Below are 16,843 nucleotides of genomic sequence, written 5' to 3'. Positions count from 1 at the left end.
CGGTCAGCGCACCTGCGGCGCCACCTTGTTCCCCAGCAGGTCGATGCTGTGCAGGACCTGCTCCGGCGGTAGCGTGCCGACGCTGGTGTGCAGCATGAACCGGTCGAGCCCGAGCGTGTCGCGGACCTCGGCGATCTTGCCCGCCACATAGTCGGGCGTGCCGACGAACAGCGAACCGCTCTGCGAGCGCAGGGCGTCGAACTGCTCGCGGGTCATCGGTCCCCAGCCGCGTTCGCGGCCGATGACCGACATGGCCAGCGCGTACGGCTCGTAGAAGTCGGCGACCGCGCGATCGTCGGTGTCGGCGACATAGCCGTGCGCGTGTACCGCCACCGGCTGCTTGTCGTGGCCGCCCTCGGCGAGCGCGCGGTGGTACAGCTGCACCAGCGGCGCGAACCGGGCCGGCTGACCGCCGATGATCGCCAGCGCCAGCGGCAAACCGAGCAGCCCCGCCCGGATGACCGATTCTGGACTGCCGCCGACCGCGATCCACACCGGCAGCGGCCGGTCGTCGGTGCGCGGATACACCGTCGCGTCCCGCAGCGGCGCGCGGAACCGGCCCGACCAGGTCACCGGCTCGTCCTCGCGCAGGCGCAGCAGCAGCGCCAGTTTCTCTTCGAACAGCGCGTCGTAGTCGGCGAGGTCGTAGCCGAACAGCGGGAACGACTCGGTGAACGATCCGCGCCCGGCCATCAGCTCGGCGCGGCCGTTCGACAGCCCGTCCAGCGTCGCGAAATCCTGGTAGACCCGGACCGGGTCGTCGGAGCTGAGCACGGTCACCGCGCTGGTCAGCTGGATGCGTTCGGTACGAGCCGCGGCGGCCGCGAGCACGACGGCAGGCGAGGACGCCGCGAAATCCTGGCGATGGTGCTCGCCGACGCCGTACACGTCCAGGCCCGCCGCCTCGGTCGCGACGGCCTCGTCGACGACCTGGCGCAGGCGTTCGGCGGCGGTCGGTGCGGGCCGGTCGCCGGTGGGGTACAGCTCGGCGAAGGTGGTGAGTCCCAGTTCCATGTGAACCTCGTTTCTGTTCCGCTCACCTCTTGAACGGACCGCGGTCCGCTAGCATTCCCTCGGGTCTGTGGCACCCGGCGGGTGATCCCCGGTGTGAGATGGTGAGAACGACGGTGCAGGCGAGCGGAAACGAGGCGACCATGACCCCGATCGAGGACCCCCGCGACGACGTGTCCGTCACCCCGCCCAAGACCTGGGCAGCTGGGGTCCCCGGCGTCGTGCACGCCCTCGAATACTCCTTCGCCCAGACCTCGCCCACCCGCGCCGCGCTCAGCCTGCTCAATATCAACCAGACCAAGGGTTTCGACTGCCCCGGGTGCGCCTGGCCGGAACCGAAGCACCGGCACACCAACGAGTACTGCGAGAACGGTGCCAAGCACGTCGCCGACGAGGCGACCACCCGCCGCGTCACCCGCGAGTTCTTCGCCACCCATCCCGTCGCCGAACTCGACACCATGTCCGATTACTGGCTCAACCAGCAGGGCAGGCTCACCGAGCCGATGGTGAAACGTCCCGGCGCCACCCACTACGAACCGCTCGGCTGGGACGAGGCCCTCGACCTGGTCGCGACCACGCTGCGCGGGCTCGACGCACCCGACCAGGCGCTGTTCTACACCTCGGGCCGGGTCGGCAACGAGGCCGCGTTCCTGCTGCAACTGTTCGCCCGCGCCTACGGCACCAACAATCTGCCCGACTGCTCGAACATGTGCCACGAGTCCAGCGGATCGGCGCTCACCGAAACGCTCGGCGTCGGCAAAGGCAGTGTGTCACTGGACGACATCTACGACGCCGACCTGATCTTCGTCGTCGGCCAGAACCCCGGCACCAACCATCCGCGCATGCTCTCCGCGCTCGAACAGACCAAACGCAACGGCGGCCGGATCATCGCGGTCAACCCGCTGCCCGAGGCCGGGCTGTTGCGCTTCAAGAACCCGCAGGTGCCGCGCGGGGTGATCGGTCGCGGCACCGAGATCGCCGACCAGTTCCTGCAGATCCGGCCCGGCGGCGACCTCGCGCTGTTCCAGATGCTCAACCGCCTGCTGCTCGACGCCGAGGACGCGGCACCGGGCACCGTGCTCGACCACGCGTTCATCGCCGAACACACCAGCGGCTTCGCTGATTACGCGGCCCACGCCAGATCGGTCACCTGGGCCGACACCCTGCGCGCGACCGGCCTGCAACGCGCCGAGATCGAGCAGGTGCACGAGCGGGTGCTGGCGAGCCAGAAGATCATCGTCTGCTGGGCGATGGGGCTCACCCAGCACAAACACGGCGTGCCGACGATCCGCGAGATCGTCGACTTCCTGCTGCTGCGCGGCAATATCGGCCGGCCGGGAGCCGGGGTGTGCCCGGTGCGCGGGCACAGCAATGTCCAGGGCGACCGCACCATGGGCATCTGGGAACGGATGCCGCAAACGTTCCTCGACGCGCTCGGCGCCGAGTTCGCGTTCACCCCGCCCGCCGCGCACGGACTCGACTCGGTCGGCGCCATCCGCGCCATGCGCGACGGCGAGGCCACCGTCTTCGTCGGTGTCGCGGGCAATTTCGCGCGCGCCACACCCGACAGCGCGGTCACCGAGGCGGCGCTGCGCCGGTGCGCGCTCACGGTGCAGATCTCCACCAAACTCAACCGCTCACACACCGTGTGCGGCGAGACCGCGCTCATCCTGCCGACCCTGGGCCGCAGCGATCGCGACATCCAGGCCGCCGGCGAGCAGTTCGTCACCGTCGAGGACTCGATGAGTGAGGTGCACGCCTCCCGTGGCCGGCTCGAGCCCGCCGCGCCCGGACTGCTCAGCGAAGTCGCCATCATCGCCGGGCTCGCGCGGCGCACCCTCGGCGCGGGCGGCGCGATCCCGTGGGAGGAGTTCGTCGCCGACTACGCCACCATCCGCGACCGGATCGCGCGCGTGGTACCCGGCTTCGCGGACTTCAACGCCCGCGTCGCCGAGCCGGGCGGGCTGCGGCTGATCAACCCGGTCAACGAAGGCGTTTACCGCACCGCCACCGGCAAGGCGCGCTTCACCTGCAACGACTTCACCATGCTCGACGTGCCGCCGGGCTACCTGCTGCTGCAATCACTGCGCTCCCACGATCAGTGGAACACCATCCCGTACGCGCACAACGACCGCTACCGCGGCATCCACAACGCGCGCCGGGTGGTCCTGGTCAACCCCGTCGACCTGGCCGAACGCGGCATCGACGACGGCGCGGTGGTCGACATCGTCAGCGTCTGGCACGACGGCACCGAGCGCCGCGCCGAGGGCTTCGTCGCCGTCGCCTACCCGGCCAGCCGCGGTTCGGCGGCGGCCTACTACCCGGAGACCAATGTGCTGGTGCCGCTGGACAGCGTGGCCGACATCAGCAATACGCCGACCTCCAAGGGCATCGTGGTCCGATTGGAACCCGCGTAGCTAGACTCGCCCTATGTCCGTGCGCACCCGTCAGCCACTCGTTCCCGGCACCCCGACGCCGATCCGGGATGTCCCGCGTTCCATCGAGCGCCCCGAATACGCGTGGAAGAAGACCGCCAACGAGGGCAGCGAGCCCTGGGTGCAGACCGCCGAGACCATCGAGAAGATGCGCATCGCCGGCAAGATCGCCGCCCAGGCACTCGACGAGGCGGGCAAGGCCGTCGTGCCCGGCATCACCACCGACGAGCTGGACCGCATCGCGCACGAGTACATGTGCGACCACGGCGCCTACCCCTCCACCCTCGGCTACAAGGGCTTCCCCAAGTCCTGCTGCACCTCGCTCAACGAGGTCATCTGCCACGGCATCCCCGATTCGACGGTGGTTCAGGACGGTGACATCGTCAATATCGACGTCACCGCCTACATCCACGGCGTGCACGGCGACACCAACCGGACCTTCCTGGCCGGCGATGTCGACGAGGAGGTGCGGCTGCTGGTCGAGCGCACCGAAGAGGCCACCAACCGGGCGATCAAGGCGGTCAAGCCGGGGCGCGCGCTCAATGTGATCGGCCGCGTCATCGAGGCCTACGCCAACCGCTTCGGCTACGGCGTCGTACGCGATTTCACCGGCCACGGCGTCGGCCCCACCTTCCACAGCGGCCTGGTCATCCTGCACTACGACCAGCCCAAGATCGAGTCGGTGATCGAGCCCGGCATGACCTTCACCATCGAGCCGATGATCAACCTCGGCGGCATCGACTACGACATCTGGGACGACGGCTGGACCGTGGTCACCAAGGACCGCAAGTGGACGGCCCAGTTCGAACACACCCTGGTCGTCACCGAGACGGGCGCGGAAATCCTGACTCTGCCGTGAGTCCGGCCGGGTCGAGGGCCGACGTGGTGGCTTCTCGTGTCGCCGGCGACGGGCAGCCGTCGGGTGCGCTCGGCAGTGTGGGTGGCCCGCTCGGCCGGCGATGCCGGGTGCTGTCGTGAACGCAGCACGGTTGCGCGGGGCCTTGCTGATCGCCGGGACGACCTCCGACGCGGGGAAAAGTGTTGTGGTGGCGGGCATCTGCCGGATGCTGGCCCGGCGCGGGGTGCGGGTGGCGCCGTTCAAGGCGCAGAACATGTCCAACAACTCCGTCGTCACCCTCGACGGCGGGGAGATCGGGCGCGCCCAGGCGTTGCAGGCGCGTGCGTGTGGGCTGGAACCGAGCGTGCGGTTCAATCCGGTGCTGCTCAAGCCGGGCAGTGACCGGCGCTCGCAACTGGTGGTGCGCGGCAAAGCCGTCGGTACGGTCGGGGCACGTGACTATTTCACCCGCAGGCAGCAGTTGCGCGAGGTGGTGGCCGACGAACTCGCTTCGCTGCGTGCCGAATTCGATGTGGTGATCTGCGAGGGTGCCGGGTCACCCGCCGAGATCAACCTGCGGGCCACCGATCTGGCGAACATGGGTCTCGCGCGGGCCACCGACCTGCCCGTTGTGGTGGTCGGCGACATCGACCGGGGTGGGGTGCTGGCGCATCTGTTCGGCACGGTTGCGGTACTGGAACCCGAAGACCAGCAACTCGTTTCGGGTTTCCTGATCAACAAGTTCCGTGGTGATGTCGCGCTGCTGCGACCCGGCCTCGACCAGCTCACCGCGCTCACCGGCCGCCCCACCCTCGGCGTGCTGCCCTTCGCCGACGACCTCTGGCTCGACGCCGAGGACTCCCTCGGCACCGTCGCCGGCACCCCCGTCGGCCGCCCCGGCCCACCCCACGGCACCGAGTGGCTCACCGTCGCCGCCGTCCGCCTGCCCCGCATCTCCAACTCCACCGACATCGAAGCCCTCGCCTGCGAACCCGGCGTCGCCGTCCGCTGGGCCGACGGCCCCGACCAGATCGCCACCGCCGACCTGGTCGTCCTGCCCGGCTCCAAGGCCACGATCTCGGATCTGGAATGGTTGCGCGCCAAAGGAATCGACGCGGCCCTGCGCGCCCGCGCCGCCACCGGCCGCCCGATCCTCGGCATCTGCGGCGGCTACCAGATGCTCGGCCGCAGCATCACCGACGGCGTCGAATATCGTCCGGCCGCAACAGCTCCGGACCGCCACCCGGCCACCGGCGGCGACCGTGCCCCGGAGACCGACGGCACCGCCACACCCCCGCCCACCGTCGTCGCGGGCCTCGGCCTACTCGACCTGGACATCGAATTCGCCGACCCCAAGATCACCCGCCAGGTGACCGGCACCGCAGCCCGGATCCCGGTGAGCGGCTACGAAATCCACCACGGCCGAGTCCGCCACCACGCCGACCCTTCCTGGCTGACGATCAACGGCATCCCCGAAGGCAGTGCCCGAGAAGCGATCTGGGGCACCCACGTCCACGGCCTCCTCGAATCCGACACCTTCCGCCGCACCTGGCTCACCGAAGTAGCCGCCCGCGCAGGCCGCACCGGCTTCACCGTCGCCCCCGGCACCTCCGTCGCCGACACCCGCACCGCCCAACTGGACCTGCTGGCTGACCTGATCGAACAACACGTCGACCTCCCCGTCCTCGACCAGCTGATCGCCGGCGGCAGCCCACCGACCCTCCCGACCGTCCACACCGGACTCGCCCGGTCAGCCGGCACCTGAGCTCAGCGAAACTGCGGGCACAGCGTCCGCAGCGCCTGCCCGCCCTGCTCGGTGCGCCGAAACTCCGCCAGACCCGACTGCCGCGAAGGATGCGACACGTACTCGGTAGTGAGCCGAGCCTCGGCCTCACCGCCGGGCGCGGCGCTGTGACAGGTCTGGCAATTCGGGCCCCTCGGGTTGGGAAACCGCAGGATACGGGGGGAAACAGACCGGCCGGGCGGAGCGGAAGACGGTGCTGTGTTCAGTCCGGGCGTGTACCGTACACCGGCATGAAATCTCGGCAGATCACGGTCGGTGACCAGGCCTGGACAGTGCGGGTCGACGGCCCGTCATCGCGGCACAATGTGCTGTTGCTTCCCGACACGGACGACCCTGCCGACGTGTTCGATCAAGTATGCGCGCGGCTGCACGAATCCGATCTGCAGACCGTCGTGGTGGAGTCGGTGGCGGGGCTGGAACCCGCCGGGGTGCACGCGATCCTCGACGCGCTCGAGCTGCCGTATGTGAACGTCGCGGGCCGGGGTGCGGGCGCGGCACTGGCCTGGCGGGTGTGCGCGGGGCGGTTCGGGCGGTTCATGAGCCTGGTCGTCGCCGATCACGGGCATCCCGCGGTGCCCGCCGCCGACGGCACCGTGTCCGACGCGACCTGCCCGCCGCTGGAGCTCCCGGTCACCATGCTGGTGACCAAGAGCCTGCCGCGCGCCACCGCCGACGCGTCGGGGCGCTACGTCTACGGCGAATTCCGGGTGGTCCCGCTCGAGGTCGACAACGTCGCCACCGAGGGCGCCCACGAACTGGCCACCGAGATCGTGCTCCGTACCAGCCTCTGGTAGCCGGTTCGCGATCACCGCGCCGAGCGTGCGGGCGTGGTGATCGCGGCCCCGGTCAGGCCTTGCGGTAGGCGGCCAGCCAGTCCAGCCAGCTGTCGGTTTCGGCGAAAGCGTTGGCGCGCACCGATTCCGAGGACAGGAACACGTCGTGGCGGGCGCCGTCGATCGGGACGATCGTGGTGCGCTCGCCCAGGCAGCCCGCCCACCGCTGGATCTGTCTGACATCGAGCACGGCATCGGCCACGTCCACCGCGGGGCTGTGCGCGCGGGCGAACTTGCTGATCCGCGACCGCAGGATCAGCGCGGGCACGCCGATCGCCAGACCCCGGTGCAGACGGGCCTGCCCCTGCCGGATGGCGCGCAACCAGCCCAGCCGCACCGGTTCGCCCGAGAGCGGCTTCCAGTCCAGGTCGTAGTCCCACTCACCGGCGCGGGTGTGGTGCAGGCTGTCGCCGTAGGCGGTGCTCACGCCCAGACCTGGCAGCTCGACGAAGGCGCGCAGCTTGCCGACCGTGTTGACGATCGAGGTGCCGACGGTCCGGTAGTACGCCGGACCCTGCAGGTCGAACCACGGGCTGTTGAGCACGACGCCGACGATCCCCGCCGCCGCCGTGCCGCCCGCCGCCTCGAGCCGGTCCAGCCACAGCGGCGCCACCAGCCCACCGGTCGAATGCGCGACGATCAGCACGTCCCGGCCGGTCTCCGCGCGCACGATCCGCAGCGACTCGTCGAGTTCGGCGTCGTAGAGCGCCAGATCGCTGACGAAATGCGCACTCTGCCCCTCGCGCCGCGAACGGCCGCATTTGCGCAGGTCCAGGGCATAGAAGCGGTGACCGCGGGCCGCGAAGTGCTCGGCCAGATGCTCCTGGAAGAAATAGTCGGTGAAACCGTGCAGGTAGAGCACGGCCGGTTCGTTCGCTGGGGCGGCGTTCGCGGGCAGGTAACGCACCAGGGTGGCCACCACTTCGCCCTCACCGTCGGGGTCGGGGCCCAACGGCAGCGTCCGCTGCTGGTAGTCGGCGCCGAGGATGTCGGAGCGCCACTGTTCGTCGGTCCGATCGGCGGTGCCGAGGGTTTCGTTCGTCACACCCCTCAATCTATCGCGCGGTCATCGCGACGTGCGGCGTTGGTTTACGTCACATTCGGGAGGTCGGTTGCAGAACTCCGGTGAGCTGAGGTGCACAATTGGCCTTAGGTGAACGACGGGTAACCTATCGCCCGGCGATTCACCGCGAGTCGCATCACCACCCAAAGCGCCCGCGCCCAAGCGAACTCACCCGCCGGTGAGTAGCTGAGAAGGACAAGGAAGTCGAAGTACCCGTGTCGAACGCTGCGAAGACTGAAAAGACCGATGTAGTACTCATCGGCGCAGGCATCATGAGTGCCACGCTGGGCGCGCTGCTGCGGCAGCTGCAGCCGGAGTGGTCGATCTCGGTGTTCGAGCGGCTCGACGCCGCCGCCGCGGAGAGCAGCGACCCGTGGAACAACGCCGGCACCGGCCATTCGGCCCTGTGCGAGCTCAACTACAGCCCGCAGAACGCCGACGGCTCGGTCGACATCGGCAAGGCCGTCGACATCAACGAGCGGTTCCAGGTCTCGCGCCAGTTCTGGGCCTCCGGCGTCGACGCCGGCTTCCTCGGTGACCCGGCCGGCTTCATCAACCCCATCCCGCACGTCAGCTTCGTGCACGGCGCCGACAACGTCGACTACCTGCGCAAGCGCTATGAGGCGCTGGCCCCGCACCCGCTGTTCCGCGGCATGGAGTACATCGACGCCCCCGACGAGTTCGCCGCGCGCCTGCCGCTGATGGCCAAGGGCCGTGACTTCACCGACCCGATCGCGCTGAACTGGACCGACGGCGGCACCGATATCGACTTCGGCGCGCTCACCAAGCAGCTGCTGGCCTACATCGGCTACTCCGGCGGCGAGATCGCCTTCGGCACCGAGGTCCGCAACCTCGACAAGCAGTCCGACGGCTCCTGGAACGTCACCGTGCGCAACCTGCGCACCTACCAGTCGCGCACGATCAACGCGAAGTTCGTCTTCGTCGGCGCCGGCGGTGGCGCGCTGCCGCTGCTGCAGAAGTCCGGCATCTCCGAAGCCAAGGGCTTCGGCGGCTTCCCGATCAGCGGCCAGTTCCTGCGCTCGACCAACCCCGAGCTGATCGCCGCGCACGAGGCCAAGGTGTACGGCAAGGCCGCGGTCGGCGCGCCGCCCATGTCGGTGCCGCACCTGGACACCCGCGTGATCAACGGCCGCAAGGGCCTGCTGTTCGGCCCCTACGCCGGCTGGACCCCGAAGTTCCTCAAGGACGGCTCCAACGGCGACCTGTTCAAGTCGATCAAGCCGAACAACATCGGCTCGCTGGTCGGCGTCGGCCTCACCGAGATGGGCCTGACCAAGTACCTGATCACCGAGCTGCTGAAGTCGCAGAACGGCAAGGTCGGTGTGCTCGAGGAGTTCCTGCCGCGCGCCGAGGGCCGCGACTGGGAGCTGATCACCGCCGGTCAGCGCGTGCAGGTCATCCGGCGTAAGGGTGCCGGTGGCGTGCTCGAGTTCGGCACCGCGGTCATCTCCGCCGAGGACGGTTCGATCGCCGGTCTGCTGGGCGCCTCGCCGGGCGCGTCGACCTGCGTCACCGCCATGCTCGACGTCATGCAGCGCTGTTTCCCGCGCGAGTACACCGAGTGGACCCCGCAGCTGCAGCAGCTGATCCCGTCGCTGGGCCAGAAGCTGTCGGAGAACCAGGCCCTGTTCCAGGAAGTCTGGGACTGGACCAACAAGTCGCTGAAGCTGGACGGCAATGTGTCGTCCGCGCAGCCGGAGGCCGCCGGCTTCGCCCAGGTCTGAGCCGTGCCGTCGACGGTCGCGCCGCACCAGGCCCGGGCGGCGGACCTCGACGCCGCCACCCTGTACCGGCTGCTGCGGCTGCGTGTCGAGGTGTTCGTCGTCGAGCAGGAGTGCGCCTATCCCGAACTGGACGGGCGCGACCTGCTGCCGACGACCCAGCACCTGTGGTTCGAGGACGACGGCGAGGTCGTCGCCACGCTGCGCCTGCTCCAAGACCACGAGGACGGCGTGCGGAGCTTCCGTATCGGCCGGGTGTGTACGGCCGTACCCGCCCGCGGGCGCGGCTACGCCACCCGGCTGCTCCGGGCCGCGCTGGCCGAGACCGGTTGGGCGGCCGTCCGCCTCGACGCCCAGTCCCACCTGGTGGACATGTACGCCGCCTTCGGGTTCGCCCCGGACGGCGCGGAATTCCTCGACGATGGCATCCCGCATACCCCGATGCGCCGGGGCTAGCTCCAGGTCCTGCCGATCGTGAAGCCGGATGCTGCACCAGCTCGTGGACCGGTGCCGCGGCGAACCCGGCGTATTCGTGCAAAGCGCGTCGTCTCGATCAGTATTCTGACTCGCGGTGCGCCGATTGCACGATTACGCCGGTCGCCCGGCGCGGGGCGTGATCAGGCGCGCGCATAGAGTGGGGGCGTGCCTGGTTTCGCTGATGTCGCCGCTGGTCCGCACACCGCCGCTCGGCCGGTCGGTGAGGTGGGCTTCCCGTTCTCCGCTGTGGTCGGCCAGGAACAGCTGCAGCTGGCGTTGATCTTGTCGGCAGTGCATCCCGGGATCGGTGGGGTGCTGGTGCGCGGCGAGAAGGGCACCGCGAAGTCGACGGTGGTGCGCGCGCTGGCGCAGCTGCTGCCCCCGGTCGTCGACGAGACCGGTGCCCGGCCCGCGCGGCTGGTGGAACTGCCCGTCGGCGCCACCGAGGACCGCGTGGTCGGCTCGCTGGACCTCGAACGGGTGCTGCGCGACGGTGAGCAGGCGTTCCGGCCCGGTCTGCTGGCCGCGGCCCATCACGGCGTGCTCTACGTCGACGAGGTGAACCTGCTGCACGACCACCTGGTCGACGTGCTGCTCGACGCGGCCGCGATGGGGCGGGTGCACGTGGAGCGCGACGGGGTCTCGCATTCGCATCCGGCGCGGTTCGTGCTCGTCGGCACCATGAATCCCGAAGAGGGCGAGCTGCGTCCACAGTTGCTGGACCGCTTCGGCCTCACCGTCGACGTGGCAGCCTCCCGAAATGTGGACACCCGCATGGCGGTGGTGCGCCGCCGCCTCGACTACGAGGCCGATCCGGCCGGTTTCGCCGCCCGCTACACCGACGCCGATCAGGTTGTCGCCGAACGCATTCTGACCGCGCGGGACCGGCTGCCCGGGGTGGGACTCGACAATGCCGAGCTGCGCCGGATCGCGGCGCTGTGCGCGGCCTTCGATGTGGACGGGATGCGCGCCGACCTGGTGGTCGCCCGCACCGCGACCGCGCATGCCGCGTGGCGTGGGCGCGACCAGGTCACCGAGGACGACGTGCGGGTGGCCGCCGAGCTCGCGCTGCCGCACCGGCGCAGGCGGGATCCGTTCGACGAGCCGGGGATCAGCGAGGAACAGCTGGACGAGGCGATGCGGGCGGCGGCCGACGAGGTCGAACACGCCGCCACGGCCGAAGATTTCGACGAGTCGATGATGGACGGGGCGGAGTCCGCGCCGGATATCGGTCCGGACGGACGGTCGGCAGAGGACGATCCCGATCCGGGCGAGGGTTCCGGCGGCAACAACCCGCGGAGCCAGGGGCACAGCGGTGGGGACCTTGCCGGCAACGGCCCCGAATACGGTGCCCCGGATGGTGGCCCCGACGGCGATCCGGACGGTAGCGGTCCCGACGACGGCGGTCCCGACGGTAGCGGCCCCGATGACGGTGGTCCTGACGGCGGTGGCCCGGACAACGGTCCCGGCGGTCCGCCGAACGGTGGCGGCTCGGGTTCGCGTCCCGCCGGCGAGAGTGTCTCGGGCACACCGGGTTCGGCGGGCAAGCCGGCGCCGCGCTGGGAGGTCCCCGGCATCGGTGAAGGCGCGCCGGGCCGACGCTCCCGGGCCCAGACCCGCACCGGCCGCACGGTCCGTCCCAGCACCGACACCTCCACCGGCCTGCACCTGCTCGGCACCGTCTTCGCCGCCGCCCCACGGCAATTCGAGCGCGGCCGGTTCGGCGGACCGCTGGCCCTGGCCGCCGAGGACCTGCGTGGCGCGTATCGCGAAGGGCGCGAAGGGAACCTGGTGGTCTTCGTCGTCGACACCTCCGGTTCGATGGCTGCGCGGGACCGGCTCACCGCCGTCACCGGCGCCATCGTCACCCTGCTGCGCGATGCCTACCAGCGTCGCGACAAGGTCGCCGTGATCAGTGTGCGCGGCAGCGAGGCCGAACTCGTCCTCCCGCCGACCTCCTCGGTCGACATCGCCGTACGCCGCCTCGCCGGCCTGCGCACCGGCGGCAAGACCCCGCTCGCCGCCGGTCTGCTGAAGGCCCGCGAGGTGATCGCCCGCGAACACGTCCGTGACCCCCGCCGCCGCCCGATGCTGGTGCTGCTCACCGACGGCCGCGCCACCGGCGGCACCGACCCGCTGCCCCGCGCCCGCACCGCCGCCCGCCTGCTGGCCGGTGAAGGTCACACCGCCATGGTCATCGACTGCGAACGCGGCATGATCCGCCTCGGCCTGGCCGCCGAACTCGCCCGCGACCTCCGCGCCCGCTACCTCCGCCTGGACGAGCTGACCGGCGACACCGTCGCCGAGGTCGTCCGCGGTAGCGCGCACGGACCGGCTGCCCGCGCGGCGTAGCCCGGAGTGGTGTCCGGCGGCCGAACGGCCCGATGTGGACGGGTCGGCGGGTGACACCGTGGGCGAGGTCTTTCGCGGTATGCTCGCGCCCCGGCTGCCCGCGTGGTGTAGCTCGGTGTGGTGTCCGGCGGCCGATCAGCCTGTTCTGGACGCATCGGCGGGTGACACCGGTCGCCGAAGTCGTCGGTGGTAGCGCGCACGGGCCGGCTGCCCGCGTGGTGTAGTTCGGAGTGGTGTCCGGTGGCCGTACCGCCTGTTCTGGATGAGTCGGTGGGTGACACCGTCGGCGAGAGTTGTTCGCGGTACTGCTCGTAGGCCGGCCTGCGTAGGTCGGCGCGGACTCCGGGCGACGGGGTCGGTGGCAGGACCGTCGCTGGCGTCGGGTGTCGCGGGGGAGTGCAATCGGTGTTCGGGCTGACGCACGGTGCTGATGTGCGTGGTGTGCGGTGGATCTGCGTCTGTGGTCGCGGGGAGTGCTGGCGTCGTTGTCGATGGCGGGCTGAGGGAGCGGCTGGGAGTGGGTCGGGGGGTGTGGGTGGGTGCTGATAGAAAGAGGGGCGATGCGTCGAGGGTCGGTGTGTGCCGAGAAGAGGAGTTTCCTGTGCCCAAAGGTGTTCCCGAGGTCGTTCCCGAGGACGGGCTGACCACGCGGCAGCGGCGCAATCAGCCGGTGCTGGCCGTGCACACGGGGCCGGGCAAGGGGAAGTCCACCGCCGCGTTCGGGATGGCGTTGCGGGCCTGGAACCAGGGCTTCGACGTGGCGGTGTTCCAGTTCGTGAAGAGCGCCAAGTGGAAGGTCGGCGAGGAGGCCGCCTTCCGCACCCTCGGCGCCCTGCACGAGGAGACCGGCGCGGGTGGCGCGGTCGAGTGGCACAAGATGGGTGAGGGCTGGTCCTGGACCCGCAAACACGGCACCGAGGAGGACCACGCCGCCGCCGCACTGGCCGGCTGGCAGGAGATCTCCCGCCGCCTCGCCGCCGAACAGCACCGCTTCTACGTCCTCGACGAGTTCACCTACCCGCTCAAGTGGGGCTGGGTCGACATCGACGAGGTCGTCGACACCCTTACCCACCGCCCCGGCAACCAGCACGTCGTCATCACCGGCCGCGACGCCCCCCAAGCCTTGATCGAGGCCGCCGACCTGGTCACCGAGATGACCAAGGTGAAGCACCCGATGGACGCGGGCCGCAAGGGCCAGCGCGGCATCGAATGGTGACTGCGCCGGCGGTGGTGATCGCGGCACCGGCGTCCGGCAGCGGGAAGACGACGTTGGCGACCGGGCTGATCGGTGCGCTGGGGCGGGCCGGGCATCGGGTGGCGCCGTTCAAGGTGGGGCCCGATTACATCGACCCCGGATATCACGGGCTCGCCGCGGGCAGGCCGGGTCGCAATCTCGATCCGGTGCTGGTGGGGGAGCCGCGGGTGGTGCCGCTGTATCGGCACGGTGCGCGCGGCTGCGACATCGCTGTGGTCGAGGGCGTGATGGGCCTGTTCGACGGCCGGATCGACGAGCACCGGACCGAGGCCGTGGCGGAGGGGTCCACCGCGCAGGTGGCGAGTCTGCTGGGTGCGCCGGTCGTGCTGGTCGTCGATGCGCGCGGCCACTCCCAGAGTCTGGCGGCTCTGCTGCACGGCTTCGCCACCTTCGACTCCTCGGTGCGCCTGGGCGGAGTGATTCTCAACCGCGTCGGCAGCGAACGGCACGAGCAGGTACTGCGCGCCGCCTGCGACCGCGTGGGGATCCCGGTCCTCGGCGCGCTGCCCCGGATGGCCGAATTGGAAGTCCCCTCACGGCATCTGGGCCTGATCCCCGCCGTCGAGCACGGCACCGCCGCCACCGCCGCCGTCGACGCGATGACCGAACTGGTCGCCGCCCACGTCGACCTGCCCGCCTTGGTCGCCCTCGCAGGCACCACCGTCCGCGGACCGGCCTGGGACCCTACCGCCGAACTCGCCGAAGCCGCTGCCCACGGCCGATCGCGTGGACCCGCGTCGGCCGCTCGTATCGCGTCGGCGCAGGGTGTGTCGGGTGGCGGTGCGGGGGCCACTCATAGCGACTCGGCGCAGGGTGGGTCGGAGGAGTCTGTGGCCGCCGCCGGGGACTACCCGACCCTGGGGCGATGGGGTGGATCGGCGGCTGACGCCGGCCGTGGCGTCGACCTGGTTTGGTCGGCCGACGGTGTGGTGGGTGAGTCGACGGTCTTCGGGTGGGCGCCGGTGACTGGTGCTGCGGGCGATGTGCCGTTGATCGCGATCGCTGGGGGACCGGCGTTCACGTTCGGTTACGCCGAGCATCGGGAGCTCCTGATCGCGGCCGGTGCCGAGGTCGCGGTCTTCGATCCGCTCAGTGACGAACTCCCCGATGGCACTGCGGGATTGGTGTTGCCGGGTGGGTTCCCGGAGGAGCATGCGGGCGAGTTGTCGGCCAATGAGCGACTGCGCCGGGCGGTCGCGGACCTGGCGGCCGGTGGGCTGCCGATCCATGCCGAATGCGCCGGACTGCTGTACCTGACCCGCACCCTCGACGGGCATCCGATGGCCGGTGTCGTCGACGCCGACGCGGAATTCGGCCCACGCCTGACCCTCGGCTACCGCGACGCGGTCGCCCTGCACGATTCGCCGCTGTGGCGAGCGGGTGCCCGCGTCCGCGGTCACGAATTCCATCGCACCCGGCTCGTGCGAACCGGCCAGGAGAACGCCGCATGGGGCTGGCGCGCAACGGGTTCCGTCGCCGAGGGCGCCGTGGTCCGCCAGGTGCACGCCTCCTACCTGCACACCCACCCCGCGGGCAATCCCGGCGCCATCGCCCGATTCGTCACCGCCGCAGCCCGATTCACCCCCCGCTGACCACGATGACGGGTCATGGGGTGGCCGGCTCGGCGGATTCCGCTGTCGCGATCGGTGTCGGGGTTCGTCCGGGCACCGAGGCGGCGAGGATTCTGCGGGGCGTCGAGTCGGTGGCCGGTGACGCGGCTGTTCGTTGCCTGGCGACGCTCGATCGGCGCGCGGCCGACTCCGGCGTTCGCGCGGCCGCCGACAGCCTGGGCGTACCGCTGATCACCTTCACTGCCGAGCAACTGGCCGGGGTCGACGTGCGATACCGGTCCGTCCGGACGGAGCGGGCCGTCGGTACCCCCGGTGTCGCGGAGGCGGCGGCACTGCTCGCCGGCGGTGGCGAACTCGTCTGCGGGAGAACAGTTGTCGACGGTGTGGTCGTCGCGGTCGCCACGGTGGATGAGCGCTGACCGGCGACGGCGCAAGCTGACACACTCTTGTTTCTCATATCGGAACACCTAGGCGCCCGAATTAATTCGGTGGCCGGGATCGGAGGGGTGCAGTACCTTTCAGTTCAGCAGTCGCACGGCGGACCGGATTCGATCGGTTACCAATTCAGATGGGGATGTCGCGGGTTCGAATCCCGCCCGCCACCGCGAGGTGGTGGTAGCTCAGCTGGTAGAGCACCTTCCGGTCGAACACACACGCCCGCCGCGCGATTGCCCTGGGTAGATGAGCAGGACGGACCGGATTCGGTCGGTTATCTGGTAATGACCTTCGGGTCGAGCGGGTTCGAGCCCCGCGGCGGAAAGCGATTTCCGTTCTCGGTCGAGCACACATGTCCGTCCGCTCATCACCGCACACATGTCCCGGAGGGTCCCGGGACCGACACTGCAACGCCGGTCGACGTATCGGAGGGGGAACCATGAACATTCTGTCGCGCATTTCTCGTCGCGCCACGCCACAGACCTCGCCCGCCGACCGCAGGCAGGTCCCCGGTGACGCGGGCGGCTTCGTCTTCGAGATCACTGCGCAGGCGCGCGTGCGCCGGTTCTTGACACTCGGCACGGAATCCGGAACGTACTACGTCTCCGCCGCCGCGCTGACCGCGGACAATGCCGATTTCATCGTCGAGTACGCGCGTGCGCACACCGCCGAGCTGGTGCGCGAGATCGTCGAGATCTCGACTTCCGGCCGGGCGCCGCGAGCGAACCCGGCACTGTTCGCCCTGGCGGCCGCCGCTTCGGTCGGCGACCTCGACGGCCGCCGTGCCGCGCTGGCCGCGCTGCCGCTGGTCGCGCGCACCGGCACCCACCTGTTCCTGTTCGCCGGCTACGCCGAGCAGTTCCGCGGTTGGGGTCGCGGCCTGCAGCGCGCGGTCGCGCACTGGTATCTCGACAAGCCGGTCGACGCCCTGGCCTTCCAGGTGGTGAAGTACCGGCAGCGGGAGGGCTGGGACATGTCCGGCGGCCAGCAGCAGCGCGTCGGTGTTGCCCGCGCGCTCGCCGCCGAC

13 protein-coding genes are annotated in these 16,843 nt (G+C 70.3%); 11 read left to right on the top strand and 2 right to left on the bottom strand.

Going from position 1 to position 16,843, the window contains the following annotated elements; all coding sequences use genetic code 11:
• Positions 1-3: 3 nt before the first annotated feature.
• A complete protein-coding gene (locus tag ACFXK0_RS27065; RefSeq protein WP_379413770.1) occupies positions 4-1,014 on the bottom strand; it encodes an LLM class flavin-dependent oxidoreductase in 1,011 nt (336 codons plus the stop codon).
• 140 nt (positions 1,015-1,154) lie between these two features.
• On the opposite strand from ACFXK0_RS27065, the gene ACFXK0_RS27060 reads away from it, so the two are divergent.
• The 4 genes from ACFXK0_RS27060 to ACFXK0_RS27045 all read left to right on the top strand — a co-directional run bounded on the left by ACFXK0_RS27060 (position 1,155) and on the right by ACFXK0_RS27045 (position 6,882).
• Complete coding sequence (locus ACFXK0_RS27060) at positions 1,155-3,428, top strand: FdhF/YdeP family oxidoreductase (protein ID WP_379413769.1); 2,274 nt, start codon at positions 1,155-1,157, stop codon at positions 3,426-3,428.
• 13 nt (positions 3,429-3,441) lie between these two features.
• Positions 3,442-4,305 carry a type I methionyl aminopeptidase gene (gene map / locus ACFXK0_RS27055; RefSeq protein ID WP_379413767.1) on the top strand — a complete coding sequence of 288 codons (864 nt, stop codon included), beginning with the start codon at positions 3,442-3,444 and terminating at the stop codon, positions 4,303-4,305.
• A gap of 115 nt (positions 4,306-4,420) precedes the next feature.
• On the top strand, positions 4,421-6,049 hold the full coding sequence (locus tag ACFXK0_RS27050; protein WP_379413766.1) for a cobyric acid synthase: 1,629 nt from the start codon (positions 4,421-4,423) through the stop codon (positions 6,047-6,049).
• A 269-nt stretch (positions 6,050-6,318) separates the two neighbouring features.
• Positions 6,319-6,882 carry an alpha/beta hydrolase gene (locus ACFXK0_RS27045; protein ID WP_379413764.1) on the top strand — a complete coding sequence of 188 codons (564 nt, stop codon included), beginning with the start codon at positions 6,319-6,321 and terminating at the stop codon, positions 6,880-6,882.
• Positions 6,883-6,934: 52 nt separating this feature from the next.
• On the opposite strand, the gene ACFXK0_RS27040 is transcribed toward ACFXK0_RS27045, so the two are convergent.
• On the bottom strand, positions 6,935-7,966 hold the full coding sequence (locus ACFXK0_RS27040) for an alpha/beta hydrolase (RefSeq protein WP_379413762.1): 1,032 nt from the start codon (positions 7,964-7,966) through the stop codon (positions 6,935-6,937).
• Positions 7,967-8,199: 233 nt separating this feature from the next.
• Between ACFXK0_RS27040 and mqo the strand changes: the two genes are divergently transcribed.
• The 7 genes from mqo to ACFXK0_RS27005 form a co-directional block, all read left to right on the top strand.
• Positions 8,200-9,729 carry a malate dehydrogenase (quinone) gene (gene mqo, locus ACFXK0_RS27035; protein ID WP_379413761.1) on the top strand — a complete coding sequence of 510 codons (1,530 nt, stop codon included), beginning with the start codon at positions 8,200-8,202 and terminating at the stop codon, positions 9,727-9,729.
• A gap of 3 nt (positions 9,730-9,732) precedes the next feature.
• The gene (locus tag ACFXK0_RS27030; RefSeq protein WP_379413760.1) at positions 9,733-10,182 is read left to right on the top strand and encodes a GNAT family N-acetyltransferase; all 450 of its coding nucleotides are present in this window, start codon (positions 9,733-9,735) and stop codon (positions 10,180-10,182) included.
• Between the two features lie 186 nt (positions 10,183-10,368).
• Complete coding sequence (locus ACFXK0_RS27025) at positions 10,369-12,555, top strand: magnesium chelatase subunit D family protein (protein WP_379413758.1); 2,187 nt, start codon at positions 10,369-10,371, stop codon at positions 12,553-12,555.
• 601 nt (positions 12,556-13,156) lie between these two features.
• A complete protein-coding gene (gene cobO / locus ACFXK0_RS27020) occupies positions 13,157-13,771 on the top strand; it encodes a cob(I)yrinic acid a,c-diamide adenosyltransferase (RefSeq protein WP_379413757.1) in 615 nt (204 codons plus the stop codon).
• Complete coding sequence (locus ACFXK0_RS27015) at positions 13,765-15,402, top strand: cobyrinate a,c-diamide synthase (RefSeq protein WP_379413756.1); 1,638 nt, start codon at positions 13,765-13,767, stop codon at positions 15,400-15,402. Before cobO ends, ACFXK0_RS27015 begins: the two co-directional genes overlap by 7 nt.
• Positions 15,403-15,407: 5 nt before the next feature.
• Positions 15,408-15,800 (top strand): cobalamin biosynthesis protein, encoded by a 393-nt coding sequence (locus ACFXK0_RS27010; protein ID WP_379413754.1) that lies wholly within the window; start codon positions 15,408-15,410, stop codon positions 15,798-15,800.
• A gap of 455 nt (positions 15,801-16,255) precedes the next feature.
• On the top strand, positions 16,256-16,843 hold a 588-nt coding region (locus ACFXK0_RS27005; RefSeq protein WP_379413753.1), incomplete at its 3' end, for a TROVE domain-containing protein.

This window comes from Nocardia sp. NPDC059177 (assembly GCF_042755165.1).
Taxonomy (GTDB): Bacteria; Actinomycetota; Actinomycetes; order Mycobacteriales; family Mycobacteriaceae; genus Nocardia.
This window is presented reverse-complemented; position numbering and strand designations above follow the sequence as displayed.